Raw genomic sequence first — 17,546 nt, 5'->3', positions numbered from 1 at the left:
GCTGGACGACGTCGCCGGGGCACTGTCCACCGGGCTCATGCGCCTCCCTCCATCGAACTGGACACCGAGGAGGGCGGCCTCCCCCTTGACGCCTCTTGCCCGCCCCGCCGGCTACGCCACGACACCCTGTTCCTCCCGGGCCGGACGGAGTACCCGGCGCACGGCGCCACGCAGCCACTGGTGGGCCCCGTCGGCGGTGTGGCGCGGGTGCCAGGCCATGCCGATCGTCAGTGGCGGCAGCGGCAGCGGGATTTCCAGCAGGCGCAGTCCCAGCGCGTGTGCCGCGTCGCCGAGTGGTGAAGGGGGCTCGCCCGGGAGCGCGGTCGGCACCAGGCAGACCACGTCGCCGACTGCGGCCAGCGCCATCGCCGCCAGATGTCCGGGCAGGACGGCGCTGACCCGCCGGCTGAGCCCTTGCTCGGCCAAGGCCGCGTCAAGCGGGCCGGTGAAGCGTCCCCGGCGGCTGACCGCCACGTGCTCGGCCGCGGCCAGCCTGGCGGGCGTCAGGGTTCCTTCGGCGAGCGGGTGCCCGGCCCTGACGCCGGCCGCCATCCGCAGCGTGACCAGCTCCTCGACCCGGGTCTCCGGGTCGACGTGGTCGATGGCCCCGATCTCCAGATCGACTCGGCCCTCGCGCAGCGCGGGGCCCGCCTCCCACTCCTCGGCCAGCACCCGCAGCGAGACGCCCGGCGCCCGGCGCCGGGCCAGCCCGAGCAGACCCGGCGCCAGCGCCGCGCCGACCAGGTCCGAGGTCTGGACGGTGAAGGTGCGCCGAAGTGCGGCGGGGTCGATCCCGCCGCTCGGGGTGAGCAATGACTCCAGCCGGCGCACCACCGCGGCGGCCTCGTCCCGCAGCGCCTCGGCGCGGGGTGTAGGCACCATGGCCTGTCCTGCCCGCACCAGTAGCGGGTCCTGGAGCACCCGGCGCAGCCGGGCCAGGGTGCGGCTCATCGCCGCGGGGGAGGTCTGCAGCCGCGCGGCGGCACGGGTGACGCTCTGCTCGGTCAGCAGGGCGTCGAGGGCGACGGCGAGGTTGGCGTCGAGGTTCGGGGCTGGGCTGCTCACCTGCATGATTCCGTTTCGGGCAATGATTGGATGCTGAAGTTCCCATTGTGGCAATGCGGTTCGGGTCTGCACGATCAAGAGGCTGTATCGACCCGACACACACCGCGAGGTTTTCATGATCGTCATTACCGCCCCCACCGGGAACATCGGCCGGCGGCTGCTGTCGCTGCTGGTCGAGGCCGCGCCCGCACGCGGAGAGGAGTTGCGCGTCGTGGTCCGCGATCCTGCCCGGCTCCCCGAGGCCGTGCGCGGACGGGTCGAGGTGGTCACCGGCTCGCACGGCGACGCCGCGACCGTCGAGCGCGCCTTCACCGGGGCCGACGCCGTTTTCTGGCTGGTACCGCCGGACGCCTCGGCCGCGCCAGACGAGGCGTTCAGCGGCTTCACCCGCCCGGCCGCGCGGGCGTTCGCCGCCCACGGCGTCGGCCATGTCGTCGGCGTCTCGGCGCTCGGCCGCGGCACCCCGCAGGCCGCCCAGGCCGGGCTGGTCACCGCCTCCCTGGCCATGGACGACCTGATCGCCGGCTCCGGCGTCGCCTACCGCGCCCTGGCCAGCCCGTCCTTCTTCGAGAACCTGCTGGAGGAGGCCGACTCGATCCGCGAGAACGGCGTCTTCACCGACACCGTCGCCGCGGACCGTCCGGCCCCGCTGGTGGCCGTCGCCGACATCGCCGCGGCGGCGGCCGGGCTGCTGCTGGACCGCTCCTGGACCGGCGTCGGCAGTGTTCCGGTGCTCGGCCCGCAGGACCTGTCGCCCAACGACCTGGCCCGCATCATGACCGAGGAGCTGGGCCGTCCGGTCCGCTACCAGCGCCAGCCGCTCGACGAGCTGCGGTCCACCCTGCTCGGCTACGGCCTCAACGAGGCGTTCGTCGAGGGCATCGTCGAGATGAAGCGCGCCAAGGACCAGGGCCTGGACTCGGGCGTCGACCGCTCGCCGCAGGCGGGCCCGGCCACCGGATTCGCGCAGTGGTGCGCGCAGACTCTCAAGCCCGCCGTCCTCGCCACGCCGGAGGCAGTCGATGCCCACTGACCGAACCGAGCCGCCGGTCACAGCGTTCATGCTGGTCAAGACAATGCCCGAGTGGCTGGCGATGACCGTGGCCGAACGCGTCCAGGCCTTCACCACCCACGTCGTCCCGGTGATCGAGGCCCGCACCCGCGGCGTCCGCTCCCGCTTCTACGACACGGAGTTCTATTCGGCGCGGGTCACCGACATCTGGGTCTGGGAGGCGGACGACCACGACGCCTACCGGCTGCTGATCGACGCACTGCGCGAGACCCCCTTCTGGGACCGCTACTTCGACGTGGTGGACCTGCTCGTGGGCACCGAGAACGGCTACGCCCGCACCTACGACCTGGAGCCGGTGGCCACCCTCGCCACCTGACGCTCCTCCCTGACCGGCCGGTGCCGCCACCGCCCTGCGGAAGCACCGGCCGGCAGTTCAGCTGAGCAGACGGCCCCTCAAACACTTGTCGCGAGAATTCCGAGGGTGAATCCAGTTGCGGCGGGACTGGTGCGCCTGGTGAGGTCCCTGCATGGACGGTGCCACTGAGCAAGTACAACGCGCGAGGACAGGAACAGACACTACGATCACGCGGCAACCGGCTCCATGGCACAGGCTGGCGGTACTCGGGGCCCTGATGCTGGCCGCCCTCACCTTCAACACCGCGGAGAACCTGCCGGTCGGCCTCCTGGAGCTCATTTCCGAAGACCTACGGGTGTCCCTTTCGGCGGTCGGTCTCCTGGTCACCGGTTACGGCGTGACGGTGGCCGTCGCATCTGTGCCGATTGCGCACGTCGTGCGGGCCGTGCCCCGACGTCATGTGCTCACGGGACTGCTGGCCGCGCTCGTGGTGTCCAGTCTCATTGCGGCGCTGGCCACCTCGTACTGGCTTCTCCTCGGCGCGCGGCTGCTGACCGCGCTCGCCCAGGCGCTGTTCTGGGCCGTGATGGGGCCGGTCGCGGTGGGCCTGTTCGCGCCCAAGGTCCGGGGGCGTGTGGTCGGGGCGCTGTCCGTGGCCGGTTCGCTCGCCCTCGTGCTTGGCGTTCCCGCTGGGACCTGGCTGGGCCAGCAGAGCAACTGGCAGGTACCCATCGCCACGCTGGCGGCTCTGGGGCTCGTCTGTCTGGTGACGATCGCCGTTCTGCTGCCGACTTCGCGTCCGGAAGAAGAGCCCGCCGCCTACGCGAGCAGTCCCGACGTCCGGCGGTTCAGGACGGTGCTGGCGGCCGGGACCTTGTCCGCCACCGGGGCGTTCACGGGATACACCTACATCGTCACGTTCCTGGGCGACGTGAGCGGGTTCTCCCCCCGCGCGGTGAGTGCCCTGTTCGTGGTTTTCGGCGTCGCGTGCCTGGCCGGGGTGAGCATCACCGGGGCGTTCCTGGACCGCTTTCCGCAGACCGCGCTGGCCACCGCCGTGGCCACGCAGGCGGTGGGCATGCTCGGCCTGTACGCGTTCGGCGCTCATCCGGTGGCGGCGGTGGTGTTCCTGGTATTGATGGGCGGTGCGCTCGGGCCGGTGTTCATGACCACGCAGAACGCGATGCTGCACTGCGCGCCGGGCCGTACGGACATCGCCCTGGCGGCGAACTCCGGCGCCTACAACGCCGGGATAGCGGCGGGTGCCGCGCTTGGGGGACTGGTCCTGCCGCTCGCCGATGTACGGGGCACCTTCCTCGCCGGCGGGCTGCTGACCGTCGGGTCCTGCGTGGCCCTACTCAGCGGCGAGCTGCTGCGTGGGCGCCGTCATCCAGAACGCTCAACCCGCCGATGAGGGACGCCGACTCGTATCCGCCGGTAGCTCAGACGACCGCTGCCCATAACCGGGGGTGATACTGCGATCGGCGGACATTGTGGGACAGATCACGGTTGAGGTTGACCTTGGGTCAGGGTGGAAGCTCGCCGCAGCGGCACGACGCCGCCACGATGACAGATTCGACGGAGCAAACCACCATGACGATCATCCTTTCCGATCAGGACAAGAGCATCCTGCGGACCGCCGCGTACGGCGCCGTGTCGCTGATGGCCGCCGCCGGTGCCGCCGGCAAGCCCCACACGATCGCGACCAACGGCAGCATCGCGCTAGGCTCGGCCACCGGCCTGGTCGGGCACGTGCTCGCCGAGTACCCCAACGGCAAGGACCTGGGCGGCAAGTCCGTGGCCGAGATCGCCGACCGCGTGCTGCCGGCCCTGACCGCGGCCATGAACCTGCTGAAGAAGCAGGATCCGGCCGAGGCCGACAACTTCCGCAGCACCGTCCTCGTCGCTGTCGAAACCGCCCAGGTTCACCAGAGCCGGCCGATCCCCACCACGGCCGAGATGGCCCGCAAGATCACCGAAGCCCTCGACGCCGCCAGGCTAGCCGCTGCCGACAGCGAGGTCATGCAGGGGGCGGCTGCCGGGCAGGATCGTCCGGAGCTGCAGAAGGCGATCGAGGAGATCGTCGATTCCGGTTTCGTCGGGGTGTCGCTGCGCGTGCACGATGAGCGAGGGGAGTGGGTCGGCAGCGCCGGGGTGGCCGAGCTGGGCGGGACGGCCACGCCGCCGATCAACGGACACGTCCGGATCGGCAGCAACACCAAGACCTTCACCGCGACCCTGGTGCTGCGACTGGTGGCCGAGGGCAAGGTCGGGCTGGACATCCCGGCGGCCGACTATCTGCCCGAGTTCGGGCTGGACCGGCGGATCACGGTGCGGATGCTGTTGCAGCACACCAGCGGGGTGTTCAACTTCAGCGGCGAGGTCTACGACGACGGGACGGTCGCGCCGGGGATCCCCATCCCCTACAGCACCACCGGCAAAGAGTGGGCGGACAACCGGTTCAAGACCTACCGGCCGGAGGAGCTGGTACGGCTGGCGTTGTCCAAGCCGGCGCGGTTCGAGCCGGGGACGGGCTGGAGCTACTCCAACACCAACTACGTCCTGGCCAGGTTGCTGATCGAGAAGGTCACCGGCCGCTCGCTCGCCGACGAGATGCAGCGGCTGATCCTGGGGCCGCTCGGGCTGTCGGACACCGTGGTGCCGGACGCCTCGCCGGAGATCCCCGAGCCGCACGCCCACGCCTACTACAGGTACGAGGACGCCGGCCGGCAGCAGACGGTCGACGTCACCCGCCACAACCCCTCCTGGATCTCCACCGGCGGTGACATGATCTCCACCACCCGGGACCTGCACACGTTCATCTCCTCGCTGATGGGCGGCAAGCTCCTGCCGGCCGAGCTGCTGGCCGAGATGTGCGCGCCGTACCCCACGGTCATTCCGGACATGGGTTATGGCTTGGGGGTGTTCGTCCAGCAAACGGACCGCGGCGGCACCGTCATCACCCACAACGGCGGCATGGCCGGCCACGCGACGCTGATGTACAGCACGCCCGACGGCAGCAAGACCCTGACCGCCGCGCTGAACTGTGTGGACGACGCCGACCTGTCTGTAGCAACAGCGTTCCAGAACGCCCGACAGAGGCTCGTCAACGAGGTGTTCTGCGGCGGGCAGGCCGATCCGGCCCAGCCGACGGGCTGAACACCTGTGACCCGTACGCCTCGAGGGTCGCCCCCCTCCGGTCGTGCATCAGGTAGAACGCGAACCGGGCCACGCCGAGCTCGACGAGTCCACATGCTCGGCCGTGGTGGACGAATTGGTGGCCGGGCTCGAGCACAAGGCAGGCTGAGCAGATGATGAACGGAGTCACGATCGGGCAGGCGGCGGCATTCGTCGGCGTCACGGTGAAGACGGTGCGGCACTACCACAAGCTCGGCCTGGTCGCGGAGCCCGAACGCGACAGCTCCGGCTACCGGCGGTACGGATCGGCCGAGTTGCTGCGGCTGGTGCAGGTCCGGACGCTGGCCGCCGCCGGGGTGCCGCTGGCCGAGATCGGGCCCCTGCTCGACGCCGACGCCGCGCTGTTCGCCGCCGCGCTCGCCGACATCGAGCGGCAACTCACCGAACGGATCGAGGAGTTGATCACGAGGCGGGAGACGCTGCACCGGCTCGCTGACGGCGACCGGGCCCTGCTGCCCGACCGCGCTGTGTCGCTGCTGGAACGGCTGTCCGGCCTCGGTTTCCCCGCTGACGAGGTGGCGGCCACCAGGGAGGGCTGGGTGCTGGCCAGGGCCCTGGTCCCAGAGGGCTTCGACGACTACCTGACCCATGTCGAGCACGCCCTGCAAGACACCCGGTTCGTCGCCTTGATCAAGCGCGCCGCCGAAGCCTCGGCCTGGGAACCGGACGACCCGCGCATCGCCGAGCTCGCCACCGCCGTTGCCGACCACTTCCTCGCCAATCCCGCACATCTGAAGATCGTGACCGGCCTGCAAGCACGTACCGAGGCCGCGACCCGGTACAAGCTGATCGCCCTCCACGGCGAGGAGCAGGGATCGGCCGCGGCCCGGGGGGTCGCGCTCGTCGAGACCAAGCTCCGCTCTGCCGGCATCCATATCCCCAGGCCGGACTCCTACTGACCGCGCCGTGCTCCGGTCCTTCGGCCCGGCGACCGGCCGGTCCGCCAGGCCAGAGCATCCCGATCGAATCCGGCTGCCCGAGTCGCCCAGAGAAGCCTGACCAAGCCCCGCCTGGCCGACTCGCCTGCCGTACCGATGCCGGCGACAGTGCCACGCACACCGCAGCAGAGCGACGGCCTATGCCACGTTCATCCTGGACTGGCCTGGTGAGCAGACGAGCGGCGTCAGTTCTCGGTGCCCGTCTGCTCACCAGGTCACCCGCAGCGCGTGCACGCCGTACATGGCGCTGAAGACACGGAAGCCGACCTGCTCGTACGGTTCGGCGAGGGCGAGGCAGGGGAAGCGCCGAAGCAGGGCGGGGAAGGCGATGCGCATCTCCATCCGTGCCAGTGGCGCCCCGAGACAGTGGTGCACGCCGTGGCCGAAGGCGACTTCTCTGCGCTTCCAGACAGGTGACAGGCGGCTATCATCGACGCGTACGGCCGGTTCCGCGCGGGAGACGCAGGTCGAGCGGGACTGAGGCGGTCGTCGTGACGGCAAGCAGAAGCACCACACCGCCAGTCGTAACCTCGGTCCCGCCATTCCTCCCGACCCTATGCAGCCGGCATGACGACGAACGAGAAACTTGTGCTCGTTGTGCGGTTGAGGGGGAGATCGCACTTGATCCGGCGCTCGACCTCGCCCCTGCTGATCCCGAGCCCCTGGGCGATCAGCCGCTCCGGGCGGACAGGCACGGGATCGAGGAAACCGACGTCCACCCGGTACGGCCAAGCCGCATCGACGGCCGATGACTCCAGCTGCCACGCGCCACGCCAGTCGAGGGTGAACCGGTTGCGCCGTGCGACCGCGGGGTCCAGGAGCGCGTGCGCGACGAGCTCCTGATCGTTGTTCTCGAAGGCGCACAGCCTGGCCGGATCCACCGATCGGACCGGCACCCGCTCATGGACTGTGATCTTCGAGGTCCGATCGCAGCAGACACATCGGACGAGCAGCCACACGTCAAGCAGCTTGCCGTTGGCGTTGATCCGGAACCTGCCCTCGCCGACGGTGGCCGCCTCCGCGCGGCAGTCCAGGCAACGCATGGCGAGCAGCGGCAGCCGAGTCCTCCGCACGGACCAGGGCAGCACGAAATGATCTCTATGGGATTGTGAAGACATGATCTCTCTAAAGACCTGACACAGAACGCTGAGCAGCCAGGGCGACTCAGAATTCAGAGCAGCCCGGCGAGACCGACCGCGAGGTCGGTGAGAAAGCGCATAAGAAGATGTCAGGCAGCGAGAGCAGGCGGCGTCACGCGACAGTCCCCACGACGAGTCCGATTGTGCTTGCCGCACGCTAGTGGTTCACCGGGCAGCGCCACAATCGATTTTGTCTCCTGCCGATCGTCGGCGGCAGGACGGCAGCGCGACGGTGCCGGCCGGGGCGGTGTCGGCGGAGCGGGTTGGATCCGCGCAGCCGGGCGGTGATCGTGTTCCCTCGCGGCAGCCTGCTGTACGTCGACCCGCCACACCTGGGCAGGACCCGGAACGGAACTGCCGGCACGAGATGACCGACCCCGACGCGCACTCGTTGAGGCACTGCACTCCTGCCGCTCCACCGTAGTCGTTTCCGGGTAGGCATGTGCCGTCAAAAACGTGTCACCGGCCGCAACCGAGCGCGTTCGAGCAGGTCAGCGGCAGGAGAGTACGTGATCACGGCGACGCCGATGACTGACTGCCGGCGGGAAAAGCGGGTGCGGCGGGCCGGTGGGGTGGTGTGTGATCGAGGGATGGCGATCGAGATGGGTAGGCCGGGGGTCGACGGGCTCGGCGACGTGGTGCGGGTGTTGGGGGAGTGGCAGTACGACGGAGGGCCCGTGCAGTTGCATCCGGGGGATGTGGGGTGGTTCTGGCGGTTCGGTGTGGAGCGGACTGCGCAGGCTACGCGGACCTGGAGTCGGGCCGGGGAGGTTCTGGCGGTCGGGCTGCTGGATGGTGCGGAGTTGCTGAGGTTGGCGTTCGCGCCGGAGGCGTTGCGGGACGAGGAGTTGGCGCAGCAGGTGGTCGACGACGTGTCGGCGCCTGAACGCGGTGTGCTCCTCGAGGGCAGGGTGTACGTCGAGGCGCCGATGGGTGCGCTGGTCCAGGACCTGCTGTTCAAGGACGGCTGGGGGAGTGGCGAGCCGTGGACACTACTTCGGCGTGACCTCGGCGCGCCTGTGCCGGATCCCGGCGTTCGCGTCGAGGTGATCGGGCCGGAACAGGCGCACGAGTGGGCCGCGGTCCTGCGGGCGTCGTTCGACGGGTCGACGTTCACCGACGAGCGCTGGCACGCGATGGCGGCAGGTGCGCCGTATGCCGACGCGCGGTGCCTGGTCGTTCGCGATGAGCAGGGCGAGGCGGTGGCGGCCGTGACGGTGTGGTCGGCGGGTGAGGGCAAGCCAGGGCTGATCGAGCCGATGGGGGTGCACCGGGCACACCGCGGTCACGGTTACGGTCGAGCGATCACGGTCGCCGCGGCGCGCGCACTCCAGGAGTTGGGTTCGTCCAGCGTGATCGTGTGCTGCCCGAGCTCCAACGTCGGCGCCGTCGCCACCTACCAGTCGGCCGGCCTCCAGCAGTTGAACGAGAGACGGGACCTGTACCGCAACGCTTCCTGAGGCCTTCGGCGTGGGGTCGGGTGCGGAACGCGAGACACAATCCGGGGTGCCGTTAACGGCTGTGTCACCAGCCCAAACGCGGATGATCATGCTTGATGCTGCGGTGTGTAATGGTCCATCCGCTGTAGTGGATCACCTGCCCTGGAGCGCACGCCGTTAGGCATTGACGACCTGGTCGAGCACTGGACGATTCTCGAGGAGGAGATGCTCCTCGTATCAGGCAAGCGCGGCGCGACGCGGCTGGGGTTGTATGAGGGGAGCGGCAGCACGATCGAGTACCACCGCACCCAGATAGGGGGTCATCTGGGCTACCGGGTGAGGTTGTCAGTGGCGTCTGCGACCGTCTGCTGCATGGGTGAGCTGATCGAGCGGGTTGATGAACAGGACCGCGTGCTGGAAGTCGTGGAGCGCGCGGAGGCGGTGCGTCGGCGGTGGATGCATCGGATCGCGACGACGATCTGCCTCGATCCGAGGGGGCGGATCCTCGTGCTGCGCCGAGCCGAGGGGCATGTTCGCTTTCCCGGCCACTATGACGTGATGGTCGGCGGCGCCGCGGGCGTAGGCGAATCGTATGAGGACGCGGCGGCCCGCGAACTGGTCGAGGAACTGGGCGCCGGCGTCCCGGTCCGCTTTTTGTTCAAGTTCCTGTGCCAGGACGGGATCAGCCCCGTCTGGTTCGGGGTGCACGAGGCCTTGATCGCCGAGCCATTGGCTCCAGATCCGTCCGAGATCGCTTGGCATGCCTGGCTCACGGAGCTCGAACTGCGGAAGGTGGTCAATCGAGGGCCCTTCGTTCCAGGTGGGCGAGAAGCCCTGCGCCGATATCTTGGCCGCTCAGCTCAGTGACGAACAGCCGCTCCCTGGCTGATGCTTCCTCAGTTACAGGACGGGGCAGCGGCTTCAGCACATTCATGACCAGCTCCGCCCCGGGCCGCTGCCTCAACCCGCTCGCCAGGTGGAAGTGTGCCGGAGGTGTCCTTGCCCTCCACGTAGGCCGGCACGTGCAAGCGCTTGCGGGCGAACCGCTCGGCCATCAGCAGCAGGAAGCTGGCCATGGCGCCGCGGCTGGGAATCTCGGTAAGGATCGCCCGTTTGGGGCTGGTGACAGGGCGTTACCGGTACCCCAATCCCGCCGGCAGGCCACCTCGCCGGGCTCTAACCCACCTGGTCTCAGGTCAGGTGTCGATGTGCGGGACCCAGACCGACACGTACTCCAGGTCTGGGCCGTACGAGTAGATCGCCCGGAAGGCGGGCGTGACCAATGTCGGCGTCAGGGACGGCGCCCGGCGGTATCGGGTCGTGGCCAAGTCCAGCAGCACATCGACGATCGACGCGCGCAGGACCAGCACCGCCAGGCGCAGGGCGTCCTTGACTCCAGGGGCGAAATGGACAGGGCGCTTCACTGGTGGGCGCCGTCCAACCCGCGATCGGCGTACGCCTCGTCACGGGAGGTGCGGACCGTCATCTCGATCTCACCGCGGCCGGCGGTGGTCTCGCGCTCCCGCTTCAGTTGCACATACTCCTCGGAGTCCGCTTCGGAGATGAGCACCGCGCGTTCTTTGTCGGAGCGAGAGTCGGGTGAGGCGGTGGCCGTAGACCGCGCGGGACACGAGCGGGCCGAGCTGATCGCTGTGACTGAGCGCTTCAGTCGGCGGGAATCGCCTGCTGAAACGCCAAGTCATCACAATTGATTGTTACGAGGCGCCGTTAGCCGGCTTCCAGAACGAAGAACAAGAAGGCCAGGATCCTCGTGCCCGCGAACTCGCGAAATTCGGGGAACACATCGCGTGCTTCCGCCACAGGCGGCGGTTCGCTGATGACGCTGACGCGAAAGCAGCGGCCGGTCCCAGAAGCGCATCTGCGCGGTCTGCCCACCCATGGTCCATTCTTCGGTCCGGTTACGGGTCTCGAAATAGTGGATCTTGTCGCCCGCCGAGTGACGCATGAGGGCGATGGCGAAAGGATGCTCGACCGAGACGAGGAGTCTGCCACCAGGCCTCAGCACGCGTCGCAGCTCGGCCAGTGTCGCTCCCCAGTCTTCCAGGTAGTGCAGCACCAGGGACGCGATGACGTCGTCGAACGCGCCGTCGGGGAAGGGCAGCGGGCTGGCCAGGTCGGCGACCCGCAGGTCCGCGTCGGCGCCCAGCCGCCGCCGGGCCAGCTCCAGCATCCCGGCGCTCGCGTCGACGCCGGTCACGATGGCGCCTCGATCGCGTAGCGCGTGGAACAGGGGGCCCGAGCCGCAGCCGGCGTCGAGGATGCGCCGGCCGGTCACGTCCCCGGCGAGCTCCAGCATCGCGGGCCGCTCGTAGTACGCGTTCAGGAGGCTGGTCTCGTTCTCGGCCGTGTACCCCTCGGCGATTCTGTCGTAGTCGTTGAATCGGGACGGATGTGCGGTCTCAACGTGATTTTCCGGCACGGTAGGCATGCGGGCCATTTTGGCCCACCAGTCTCGGGCGGCACAGCCGTACGGCGCGTTTGCCGTGGCCGAGCGCGTCGAAATCGCCGCCTTGTTGAGTAACGGTCTGCTCACGTCACGCTGAAGTCGGTGAGGGTGATTCTTTCAGGTCGGTCGGTGTGTTCCATCTGGTCCCATTGGGCGAGACTGGAGGATGTCCTTCCGGCACGCTGGTTCTCCTGGCGACCCGGCCGGTGGCACCGGCCAGGACTGGCCTGTCTGACTTCCACGGGTCGGGCCCACCCTGGAGCGTGACTGGAACGACACGTGGATCCGAGTCGAGGGCCGGGAGGGTGTCCGTCATAGGGGATCGTTGACCCGCCAGCCGGCCCTTTGGGTCTGCCTCTCCACTGCAGCGCGGAGCGCCGCACCGAACTGGTCTGGTGCTTCCAGCCATGGATGGTGCCCCGCGTTCGGGACGATGATGACCTCGCAGTTGAGGCGTGTTCCGAGACGCCGCAGGGCATCAGCAGGGCGACTGTCGCCGGCCCCGCCGATGATCACCGCGCCGGGCGGCAGGTGCTCGCGAAGCTCGTCCACGTGTGATTCGAGCGGGTCGGCTTTCTTCGCTGCGTTGAGCTGGGTGTTCATCGCGTAGTTGACGGGCCGCAGCGTATGGGCTGATGCCAGCGCCCAATCCCATGCCCGCGTTCGGTCGGCGTGGTCGGTGAACCACGACAGCGTGAGGTACTCGATCTCCTCGGCGTCTGTGCGCGATTCGATCGCATCGAGTTCGTCGAGCCTGGTCTGCTGCTCGTCAGTGCGTCGTGCTCGCTGTGCTGCTCGGTCGGCTTCCCGCCATGGATCCAGGAAGGGCCCGGCGATCTGAATCAGTCCGGCCACGCGCTCGGGATGGGCCAGCAAGAAGTAGCCGGCCATATTGGTTCCGAACGAATGCCCCAGCAGAACGACCCGGTCGTGTTTCCACGCATCGAGCAACAGCGCCAAGTCGTGAACGTGGCGGACGATCGTGTGCTCTCCCTGCCAGGACGAGCCGCCGGTGCCGCGCTGGTCGTAGCGGTGGACCAGGCACAGGTCGTCGATGATGCCGGCGACCGGGGCGAGATAGTCGGGGACCCCTGGACCGCCGTGCACCATGACCACGGGAAATCTCTGCGGAATCACCGAGCCCGCGGTCCACGTACGTAGCTGTGCACCGTCGTCCAACTCGATCATGGTCGCGGTCATGGACGTGAGTGTAATGCGGCCGGGGTCCGATGAGGCGATCTCTCAACGGACACTCGCCGGGCTGGACGCGGGAAGCTTCTTCCCCAGGTCAGGTCCTATATGGCGGCTGGTGTCACGTTGGTTGACGGCGCCCCGGGAACCACGGTGATCGCGGCGGTCGACGCGTTGGCAGGGTCGCTGCGCAGTAGTCCTACCATACGCAACCACGGCATGGGGGCCGGCAACGGGTGCCACCTGAATGGGGCAGAAACGGGCCACGGGCTTGACTACGGGTCGGTGAGATCTGAGGGTTCGCGCTGATCGAGTCGATCGGCTCGGAGTCGACCAACGCCGAGCGCAGCCTCCTGGACGCGGTGGAGTACGCGATGCACTACTGTTCGCGGCGCCGGCGCGCGACATGGACGGTGATGTCGGCGGTGATCTCCACCGTCGCGGGCAGAACCTGCATGATCCGGCCGAACACCTGCTCTTGCTCCAAGGTCGGCAACATGAGATAGGCCGAGACCGTCGAGAGATAGCCGACGTACTCGCGAGCACTCATCGTCAGGCGCCGCTCGACCACGGACTGCTGAACATCAGCGAACCACTCCGACCGCTGGAGCTCCGTACCCGGCCACTGCATGTCATGCTCCGGAGGCGTCCCATCCGGAGACGGAATCTCGTCGCTCGCCAAAAACGGTGACCGTGCCACGCGAACAGCTTCCTCCACAGCGGGGTCAGCCAGCTGGACCGGCCCGCCGAACGAAGCAAAAACGCCACCAGGCTCCAGGAGCGCCGCCATGCGCGACCACCGCCCCTCCGGTTTTGTCCAATGCAGCGCCGCTGCCGCATAAACCAGTCCGTACCTCTCGCCCGGCCGCAAGTCCTCGAACAGGGCTTGCACGGTCCTGACGTTTGCCGGTACGTGCTTACGCAACTCGGCGAGCATGGCCCCATCAGGCTCGGTCGCGGTGACCGTGACTCCTTGTTGAGCAAACAGGCGGGTGGCTTTACCTGTCCCGGCGCCGATTTCGAGGGCAGTCCGAACCGGCTGAGCCGCGTACGCCATCACTCTGTGGAAAACCTCCACGGGATATCCCGGCCGGAACTGTTCGTATGCTTCTGCCATCACTCCGAAACTCAGTGCGCGACTCGACATGCGGAGCATCTTGACACGAGCTGCGCCGTCAATGCTGGATCTTTTCGCTTGGCCTGGCCACCCGATCGTGGGCAGCAGAAGCCTGAAGCCACAACGATGAAGCGCAAGCCGCTGACGTGGCCAGACCCTGGCGGAGGGGCATGCCCGAACGGCTCATGACGTAGATCACGAGAGGGACCCCGCCACACAGATCTGCTGTACTGAGCAAGCCGGCATGCCGATGCTCGCGTCTGACGACGCGACGTCTACTGCGCCGGCTGCGACGCGCAAGGGCCCACGGGCACGAACGCTCCCGGCGCCCCGCCCCGGCCGCCGGTAACGTGCGTACGCGGTCCGGATGCTTGTGGTGGCGGCCTCGCCGACACCGGAGCGGATGCGCACGCATGCCGCACATGACCGTGTGGTCCCCGGCCGTACGTCAGCGTCGACGACTGGCGATGCCGTCAGCCATGGCGCGCTCGGCGGTGACATCGGTGATGAAGGCCCCCATTGCCGCGGCGCACTCGGGCGCGTGGGTCTCGAGCAGGAGGTGACCGGCGTCGTAGACGTGCATCTCGAGCCGGTCGAGCGTTCGCGCGTAGCCCATGATCTCGGACAGGTCGAAGAACGGGTCGTGGCGGCCCCAGAGCAGCAGACACGGTGGCTGGCGGATCCGGTGGTAGTCGGCCAGCTCGCCGAAGCGGGCGACGTGGCTGGCGTAGTCGCAGAACAACTGGAACTGGGCTTCAATGTTGCCCGGCCGCGACATCCGCTCCCAGTCCAGGTGCCACGTCTCCGGCGGGTGGAGGTCGCGAACCCGCTCCGGCAGCCCGCCCAGGTACTGCTCGCGGGTGCCCTCGAAGTTCAGCCACTCGGGCAGCCGGGCACGGTTGGCCTCCGAAGGATCAGCCCAGAAGGCCCGTGTGCTGTCCCACTGGCTACCCAGGCCGTCCTCGTGGGCGTTGCCGTTCTGCACGATGAGCCCGAGGATGCGCTCGGGACGCCGGGTGGCGAGGTGGTAGCCGACCGGGGCGCCGAAGTCGTGCAGGTAGACGAAGAACTCGTCGACGCCGATCTGCTCCAGGAACGCCTCGACGGTGTCGGCCAGGTTGGCGAACGTGTACTCGTACTCGTCGACGCCGGGCGCCGCGGAGAACCCGAAGCCCGGCAGGTCCGGGGCGATGACCCGGCTCACCTCGGCCAGCGGCGAGAGCACGTGCCGGAAGGTGTGCGAGGAGCTGGGGAAGCCGTGCAGCAGCAGTACGCAGGGCTTGTCCGCCGCGCCGGCCTCTCGGTAGAAGACCTCGAGCCCGTCCACGTGGAGGCTGTGGTGGCGTGGCTTGTCGGTCGCCTGCATCTTACGGTCTCCTTGGTTGGCCTATCCCGCCGATTCCCACGAACCCAAGGCTCAGAACTACCCAACAGACACTGAACATCCCCGGGTTGAGTCTCAGAGCCCCTCAGTCCGCATGAACTCCAGGAGATCACCGAGTCCAGCCGGGATACGGTGACGGTTCCCGAGCTCGCAGCACCTTGAAAGCGACCTGGTCAGTCCCCTTGGTCACGGTCTTGCGAGTGAGATGCAAGAAGCTACGCGCCTACGACGGCTCAGGCCAGGGCCGAGATCTCGATCCGGGTGGGGTCGGTGGGGGAAACCAGGCAGGAAAGCACGACGTTGCCCCGTTCCAGGCGTTCCCCCATGGACGGGGTGAGCCGGGCAGTGCGCTCGATCTCGTACGGGCTGCCGGCCTGAGGGGTCACGCGGAGCCGCAACAGCCAGATGTAGCGTCCGTTGAGCTTGTTGGACGTCTCCTCGGCCCCCAGGACCGCCGCGTTGCACGGCACCGCCGCCGCGCGCTCCTCCGGCGTGAAGGTCTGCAGCGCAGCGGATTCCAGGCTCGCGAACGAGATGGAGCCCATGGCGAGCACCCCCGCGCCCAGGAGGAGGAACGCCGCGCTGACGTACGCCCCGACCCGGGTGTGCGGCTTCCGCCGCAGCACGAGGAACAGCACCACGCCCACGATCAATGCAATGACGGCGAGTGTCCCGAAGACGATCGATGCCATCGTTCTTCCTCACGCTGAAAGGCGGAGCCTGGTGGGCCGGCCTTGCCTGTTCCGATGCCGGTAGTTGATCAGGTGTCGCTTGCAGGGCGGCTGCAGCCTGCATGATCGCGCTGCTCTCTCGCATGCGGCACAGCCTCGTCGGAGACGCTCAGCGCCGACTCACCTGTGAAGCGTCCGTCCACGCTCGCCGAGGCGGCCTGCCGGCGGCAGACCGAGAAGGCGCTCACCGCGCCCCCTCGCGGCTCCCCGACCGCGGACCGCTTCCCCAGGGCCAGATCCATGCCGGACCCGAAGGCCGGTTGGACCCCCGGACCGATCCCGCCCGGTCGGGACCCGGGTTGCTCCCGACCGGGCGGATGATCAGGCGGCGGCCGGCTCCGGCAGGACTGGGCGGGTGTCGGCCAGTGCCGGGTAGTCGGTGTATCCGGTCTCCCCTCCGACGTACATGAGGTTGTCGCGCAGCGGGTTGAGCGGCGCCCCGGCGCGCAGCCGTTCGACCAGGTCGGGGTTCGCCAGGAAGGCCCGGCCGAGCGAGACGAGGTCGGCTCCGGCGGCCAGCAGCCGCTCGGCTTCCCGCCGGCCGCCGTCGGCCGGGAGCGGGCCGGGCCACGGCAGCATCGGGTTGGCGATGAGCGCGCCCGGCCAGGCCTGGCGGAGCTGGTGGAAGAGCGGCCGGCCGGGGTCGGCGAAGACGACGTGCAGGTAGGCCAGTCCGGCGTCGGCCAGCGCGCCGATCAGCGCGGGGTAGACGGCCTCGATGTCGGCGTCGTCCTCGTGCATGCCGTTGGCGGTGACGCCGGGGGAGACGCGCAGGCCGACCCGCTCGGGGCCGATCGCCTCGGCGACGGCCCGCACCACCTCGACCGCGAACCGGATGCGGCCGGCCACCGAGCCGCCGTAGCCGTCGGTGCGGTGGTTGGTGGCCGCGGACAGGAACTGGTGGATCAGGTAGCCGTTGGCGCCGTGCACCTCCACCCCCTCGAACCCCGCCTCGACGGCCTTGCGGGCGGCGGCGGCGAAGTCGGCGACGGTGGCGCGGATCTCGTCCGCGGTCATCTCCCGCGGCACCACGGTGGCCTGGTGCCCGCCGGGCGTGAAGATCGTGCCGGGCATCGGGACCGGCGACGGCGCGACCGGCGTCAGCCCGGTGGTGTCGGGGTGGCCGATCCGGCCGCCGTGCTGCAGCTGCAGGAACATCCGGCCACCGGCGGCCCGTACGGCGCCGGTGACGTTCCGCCATCCGGCCACGTGCGCGTCGTCGTAGATCGCCGGAATGTTGGGATAGGTCCTGCCCACCGCGTTCGGCGTGGCGGCCTCAGCGATGATCAACCCGGCGGAGGCGCGTTGCGCGTAGTAGGTGGCCATCAGCGGCCCCGGCACGCCGTCGGCTCCGGCTCTGGTGCGTGTCATCGGCGCCATCACCAGCCGGTTGGGCAGGCTCAGCGCGCCGAGGCGGGCGGGTTCCAACAGGCGGTGGGTCTGCTCTGCGTCAGCCATGATCGTGCCTTCCATCCGGTACTGATGTCCTTGACAGGGATCACTGTGCTCG

17 protein-coding genes and 1 pseudogene are annotated in these 17,546 nt (G+C 68.9%); 7 read left to right on the top strand and 11 right to left on the bottom strand.

Going from position 1 to position 17,546, the window contains the following annotated elements; all coding sequences use genetic code 11:
* Nucleotides 1-111: 111 nt before the first annotated feature.
* A complete protein-coding gene (locus ACWDLG_RS23260; RefSeq protein ID WP_449923016.1) occupies nucleotides 112-1,065 on the bottom strand; it encodes a LysR family transcriptional regulator in 954 nt (317 codons plus the stop codon).
* A gap of 115 nt (nucleotides 1,066-1,180) precedes the next feature.
* Between ACWDLG_RS23260 and ACWDLG_RS23255 the strand changes: the two genes are divergently transcribed.
* The 5 genes from ACWDLG_RS23255 to ACWDLG_RS23235 all read left to right on the top strand — a co-directional run bounded on the left by ACWDLG_RS23255 (nucleotide 1,181) and on the right by ACWDLG_RS23235 (nucleotide 6,529).
* Nucleotides 1,181-2,098, top strand: coding sequence for an NAD(P)H-binding protein (locus ACWDLG_RS23255; RefSeq protein WP_449923013.1), 918 nt, complete (start codon nucleotides 1,181-1,183; stop codon nucleotides 2,096-2,098).
* Entirely contained in the window at nucleotides 2,088-2,453 is a 366-nt protein-coding gene (locus ACWDLG_RS23250; RefSeq protein ID WP_449923010.1) for a darcynin family protein, read from the top strand. Before ACWDLG_RS23255 ends, ACWDLG_RS23250 begins: the two co-directional genes overlap by 11 nt.
* A 256-nt stretch (nucleotides 2,454-2,709) precedes the next feature.
* Nucleotides 2,710-3,846, top strand: coding sequence for an MFS transporter (locus ACWDLG_RS23245; RefSeq protein WP_449923007.1), 1,137 nt, complete (start codon nucleotides 2,710-2,712; stop codon nucleotides 3,844-3,846).
* Nucleotides 3,847-4,025: 179 nt separating this feature from the next.
* Nucleotides 4,026-5,591: a serine hydrolase domain-containing protein gene (locus ACWDLG_RS23240; protein ID WP_449923005.1), complete on the top strand. Its 1,566-nt coding sequence runs from the start codon at nucleotides 4,026-4,028 to the stop codon at nucleotides 5,589-5,591.
* Between the two features lie 152 nt (nucleotides 5,592-5,743).
* Nucleotides 5,744-6,529 carry a MerR family DNA-binding transcriptional regulator gene (locus tag ACWDLG_RS23235; RefSeq protein WP_449923002.1) on the top strand — a complete coding sequence of 262 codons (786 nt, stop codon included), beginning with the start codon at nucleotides 5,744-5,746 and terminating at the stop codon, nucleotides 6,527-6,529.
* 246 nt (nucleotides 6,530-6,775) lie between these two features.
* On the opposite strand, the gene ACWDLG_RS23230 is transcribed toward ACWDLG_RS23235, so the two are convergent.
* Both ACWDLG_RS23230 and ACWDLG_RS23225 read right to left on the bottom strand, forming a co-directional pair.
* A complete protein-coding gene (locus ACWDLG_RS23230; RefSeq protein ID WP_449922999.1) occupies nucleotides 6,776-7,111 on the bottom strand; it encodes a cytochrome P450 in 336 nt (111 codons plus the stop codon).
* Between the two features lie 11 nt (nucleotides 7,112-7,122).
* Nucleotides 7,123-7,656 (bottom strand): DUF1062 domain-containing protein, encoded by a 534-nt coding sequence (locus ACWDLG_RS23225; RefSeq protein WP_449922996.1) that lies wholly within the window; start codon nucleotides 7,654-7,656, stop codon nucleotides 7,123-7,125.
* A gap of 560 nt (nucleotides 7,657-8,216) precedes the next feature.
* Between ACWDLG_RS23225 and ACWDLG_RS23220 the strand changes: the two genes are divergently transcribed.
* Both ACWDLG_RS23220 and ACWDLG_RS23215 read left to right on the top strand, forming a co-directional pair.
* Entirely contained in the window at nucleotides 8,217-9,167 is a 951-nt protein-coding gene (locus tag ACWDLG_RS23220; protein ID WP_449922994.1) for a GNAT family N-acetyltransferase, read from the top strand.
* Between the two features lie 351 nt (nucleotides 9,168-9,518).
* On the top strand, nucleotides 9,519-10,013 hold the full coding sequence (locus ACWDLG_RS23215) for an NUDIX hydrolase (RefSeq protein WP_449922992.1): 495 nt from the start codon (nucleotides 9,519-9,521) through the stop codon (nucleotides 10,011-10,013).
* A 329-nt stretch (nucleotides 10,014-10,342) separates the two neighbouring features.
* On the opposite strand, the gene ACWDLG_RS23210 is transcribed toward ACWDLG_RS23215, so the two are convergent.
* The 8 genes and pseudogenes from ACWDLG_RS23210 to ACWDLG_RS23175 all read right to left on the bottom strand — a co-directional run bounded on the left by ACWDLG_RS23210 (nucleotide 10,343) and on the right by ACWDLG_RS23175 (nucleotide 17,494).
* Complete coding sequence (locus tag ACWDLG_RS23210; protein ID WP_449922990.1) at nucleotides 10,343-10,570, bottom strand: hypothetical protein; 228 nt, start codon at nucleotides 10,568-10,570, stop codon at nucleotides 10,343-10,345.
* On the bottom strand, nucleotides 10,567-10,716 hold the full coding sequence (locus tag ACWDLG_RS23205; RefSeq protein WP_449922987.1) for a hypothetical protein: 150 nt from the start codon (nucleotides 10,714-10,716) through the stop codon (nucleotides 10,567-10,569). The genes ACWDLG_RS23210 and ACWDLG_RS23205 overlap by 4 nt, the downstream gene beginning before the upstream one ends.
* A gap of 158 nt (nucleotides 10,717-10,874) precedes the next feature.
* Nucleotides 10,875-11,604, bottom strand: a pseudogene (locus tag ACWDLG_RS23200) (class I SAM-dependent methyltransferase).
* 321 nt (nucleotides 11,605-11,925) lie between these two features.
* Nucleotides 11,926-12,813, bottom strand: coding sequence for an alpha/beta fold hydrolase (locus tag ACWDLG_RS23195; protein ID WP_449922984.1), 888 nt, complete (start codon nucleotides 12,811-12,813; stop codon nucleotides 11,926-11,928).
* Between the two features lie 370 nt (nucleotides 12,814-13,183).
* Nucleotides 13,184-13,951, bottom strand: coding sequence for a class I SAM-dependent methyltransferase (locus ACWDLG_RS23190; RefSeq protein ID WP_449922982.1), 768 nt, complete (start codon nucleotides 13,949-13,951; stop codon nucleotides 13,184-13,186).
* A 418-nt stretch (nucleotides 13,952-14,369) separates the two neighbouring features.
* Nucleotides 14,370-15,287, bottom strand: coding sequence for an alpha/beta fold hydrolase (locus tag ACWDLG_RS23185; RefSeq protein WP_449922980.1), 918 nt, complete (start codon nucleotides 15,285-15,287; stop codon nucleotides 14,370-14,372).
* Between the two features lie 251 nt (nucleotides 15,288-15,538).
* Nucleotides 15,539-15,997 carry a hypothetical protein gene (locus ACWDLG_RS23180; RefSeq protein WP_449922978.1) on the bottom strand — a complete coding sequence of 153 codons (459 nt, stop codon included), beginning with the start codon at nucleotides 15,995-15,997 and terminating at the stop codon, nucleotides 15,539-15,541.
* 360 nt (nucleotides 15,998-16,357) lie between these two features.
* Nucleotides 16,358-17,494 carry an alkene reductase gene (locus ACWDLG_RS23175; RefSeq protein WP_449922975.1) on the bottom strand — a complete coding sequence of 379 codons (1,137 nt, stop codon included), beginning with the start codon at nucleotides 17,492-17,494 and terminating at the stop codon, nucleotides 16,358-16,360.
* Nucleotides 17,495-17,546: the final 52 nt, after the last annotated feature.

It is taken from the genome of Nonomuraea sp. NPDC003727, assembly GCF_053586935.1.
The sequence above is the reverse complement of the archived record's forward strand: the minus strand, read 5'-3'. Positions and strand labels throughout refer to the sequence as shown.

What these genes read in the sequence shown, in the direction of transcription:
- ACWDLG_RS23175 (WP_449922975.1), bottom strand. Translation starts at nt 17,494, where the DNA reads ATGGCTGACGCAGAGCAGACCCACCGCCTGTTGGAACCCGCCCGCCTC.
- ACWDLG_RS23185 (WP_449922980.1), bottom strand. Translation starts at nt 15,287, where the DNA reads ATGCAGGCGACCGACAAGCCACGCCACCACAGCCTCCACGTGGACGGG.
- ACWDLG_RS23190 (WP_449922982.1), bottom strand. Translation starts at nt 13,951, where the DNA reads ATGTCGAGTCGCGCACTGAGTTTCGGAGTGATGGCAGAAGCATACGAA.
- ACWDLG_RS23250 (WP_449923010.1), top strand. Translation starts at nt 2,088, where the DNA reads ATGCCCACTGACCGAACCGAGCCGCCGGTCACAGCGTTCATGCTGGTC.
- ACWDLG_RS23195 (WP_449922984.1), bottom strand. Translation starts at nt 12,813, where the DNA reads ATGACCGCGACCATGATCGAGTTGGACGACGGTGCACAGCTACGTACG.
- ACWDLG_RS23245 (WP_449923007.1), top strand. Translation starts at nt 2,710, where the DNA reads ATGCTGGCCGCCCTCACCTTCAACACCGCGGAGAACCTGCCGGTCGGC.
- ACWDLG_RS23240 (WP_449923005.1), top strand. Translation starts at nt 4,026, where the DNA reads ATGACGATCATCCTTTCCGATCAGGACAAGAGCATCCTGCGGACCGCC.
- ACWDLG_RS23235 (WP_449923002.1), top strand. Translation starts at nt 5,744, where the DNA reads ATGATGAACGGAGTCACGATCGGGCAGGCGGCGGCATTCGTCGGCGTC.
- ACWDLG_RS23255 (WP_449923013.1), top strand. Translation starts at nt 1,181, where the DNA reads ATGATCGTCATTACCGCCCCCACCGGGAACATCGGCCGGCGGCTGCTG.
- ACWDLG_RS23230 (WP_449922999.1), bottom strand. Translation starts at nt 7,111, where the DNA reads ATGGCGGGACCGAGGTTACGACTGGCGGTGTGGTGCTTCTGCTTGCCG.
- ACWDLG_RS23215 (WP_449922992.1), top strand. Translation starts at nt 9,519, where the DNA reads ATGGGTGAGCTGATCGAGCGGGTTGATGAACAGGACCGCGTGCTGGAA.
- ACWDLG_RS23180 (WP_449922978.1), bottom strand. Translation starts at nt 15,997, where the DNA reads ATGGCATCGATCGTCTTCGGGACACTCGCCGTCATTGCATTGATCGTG.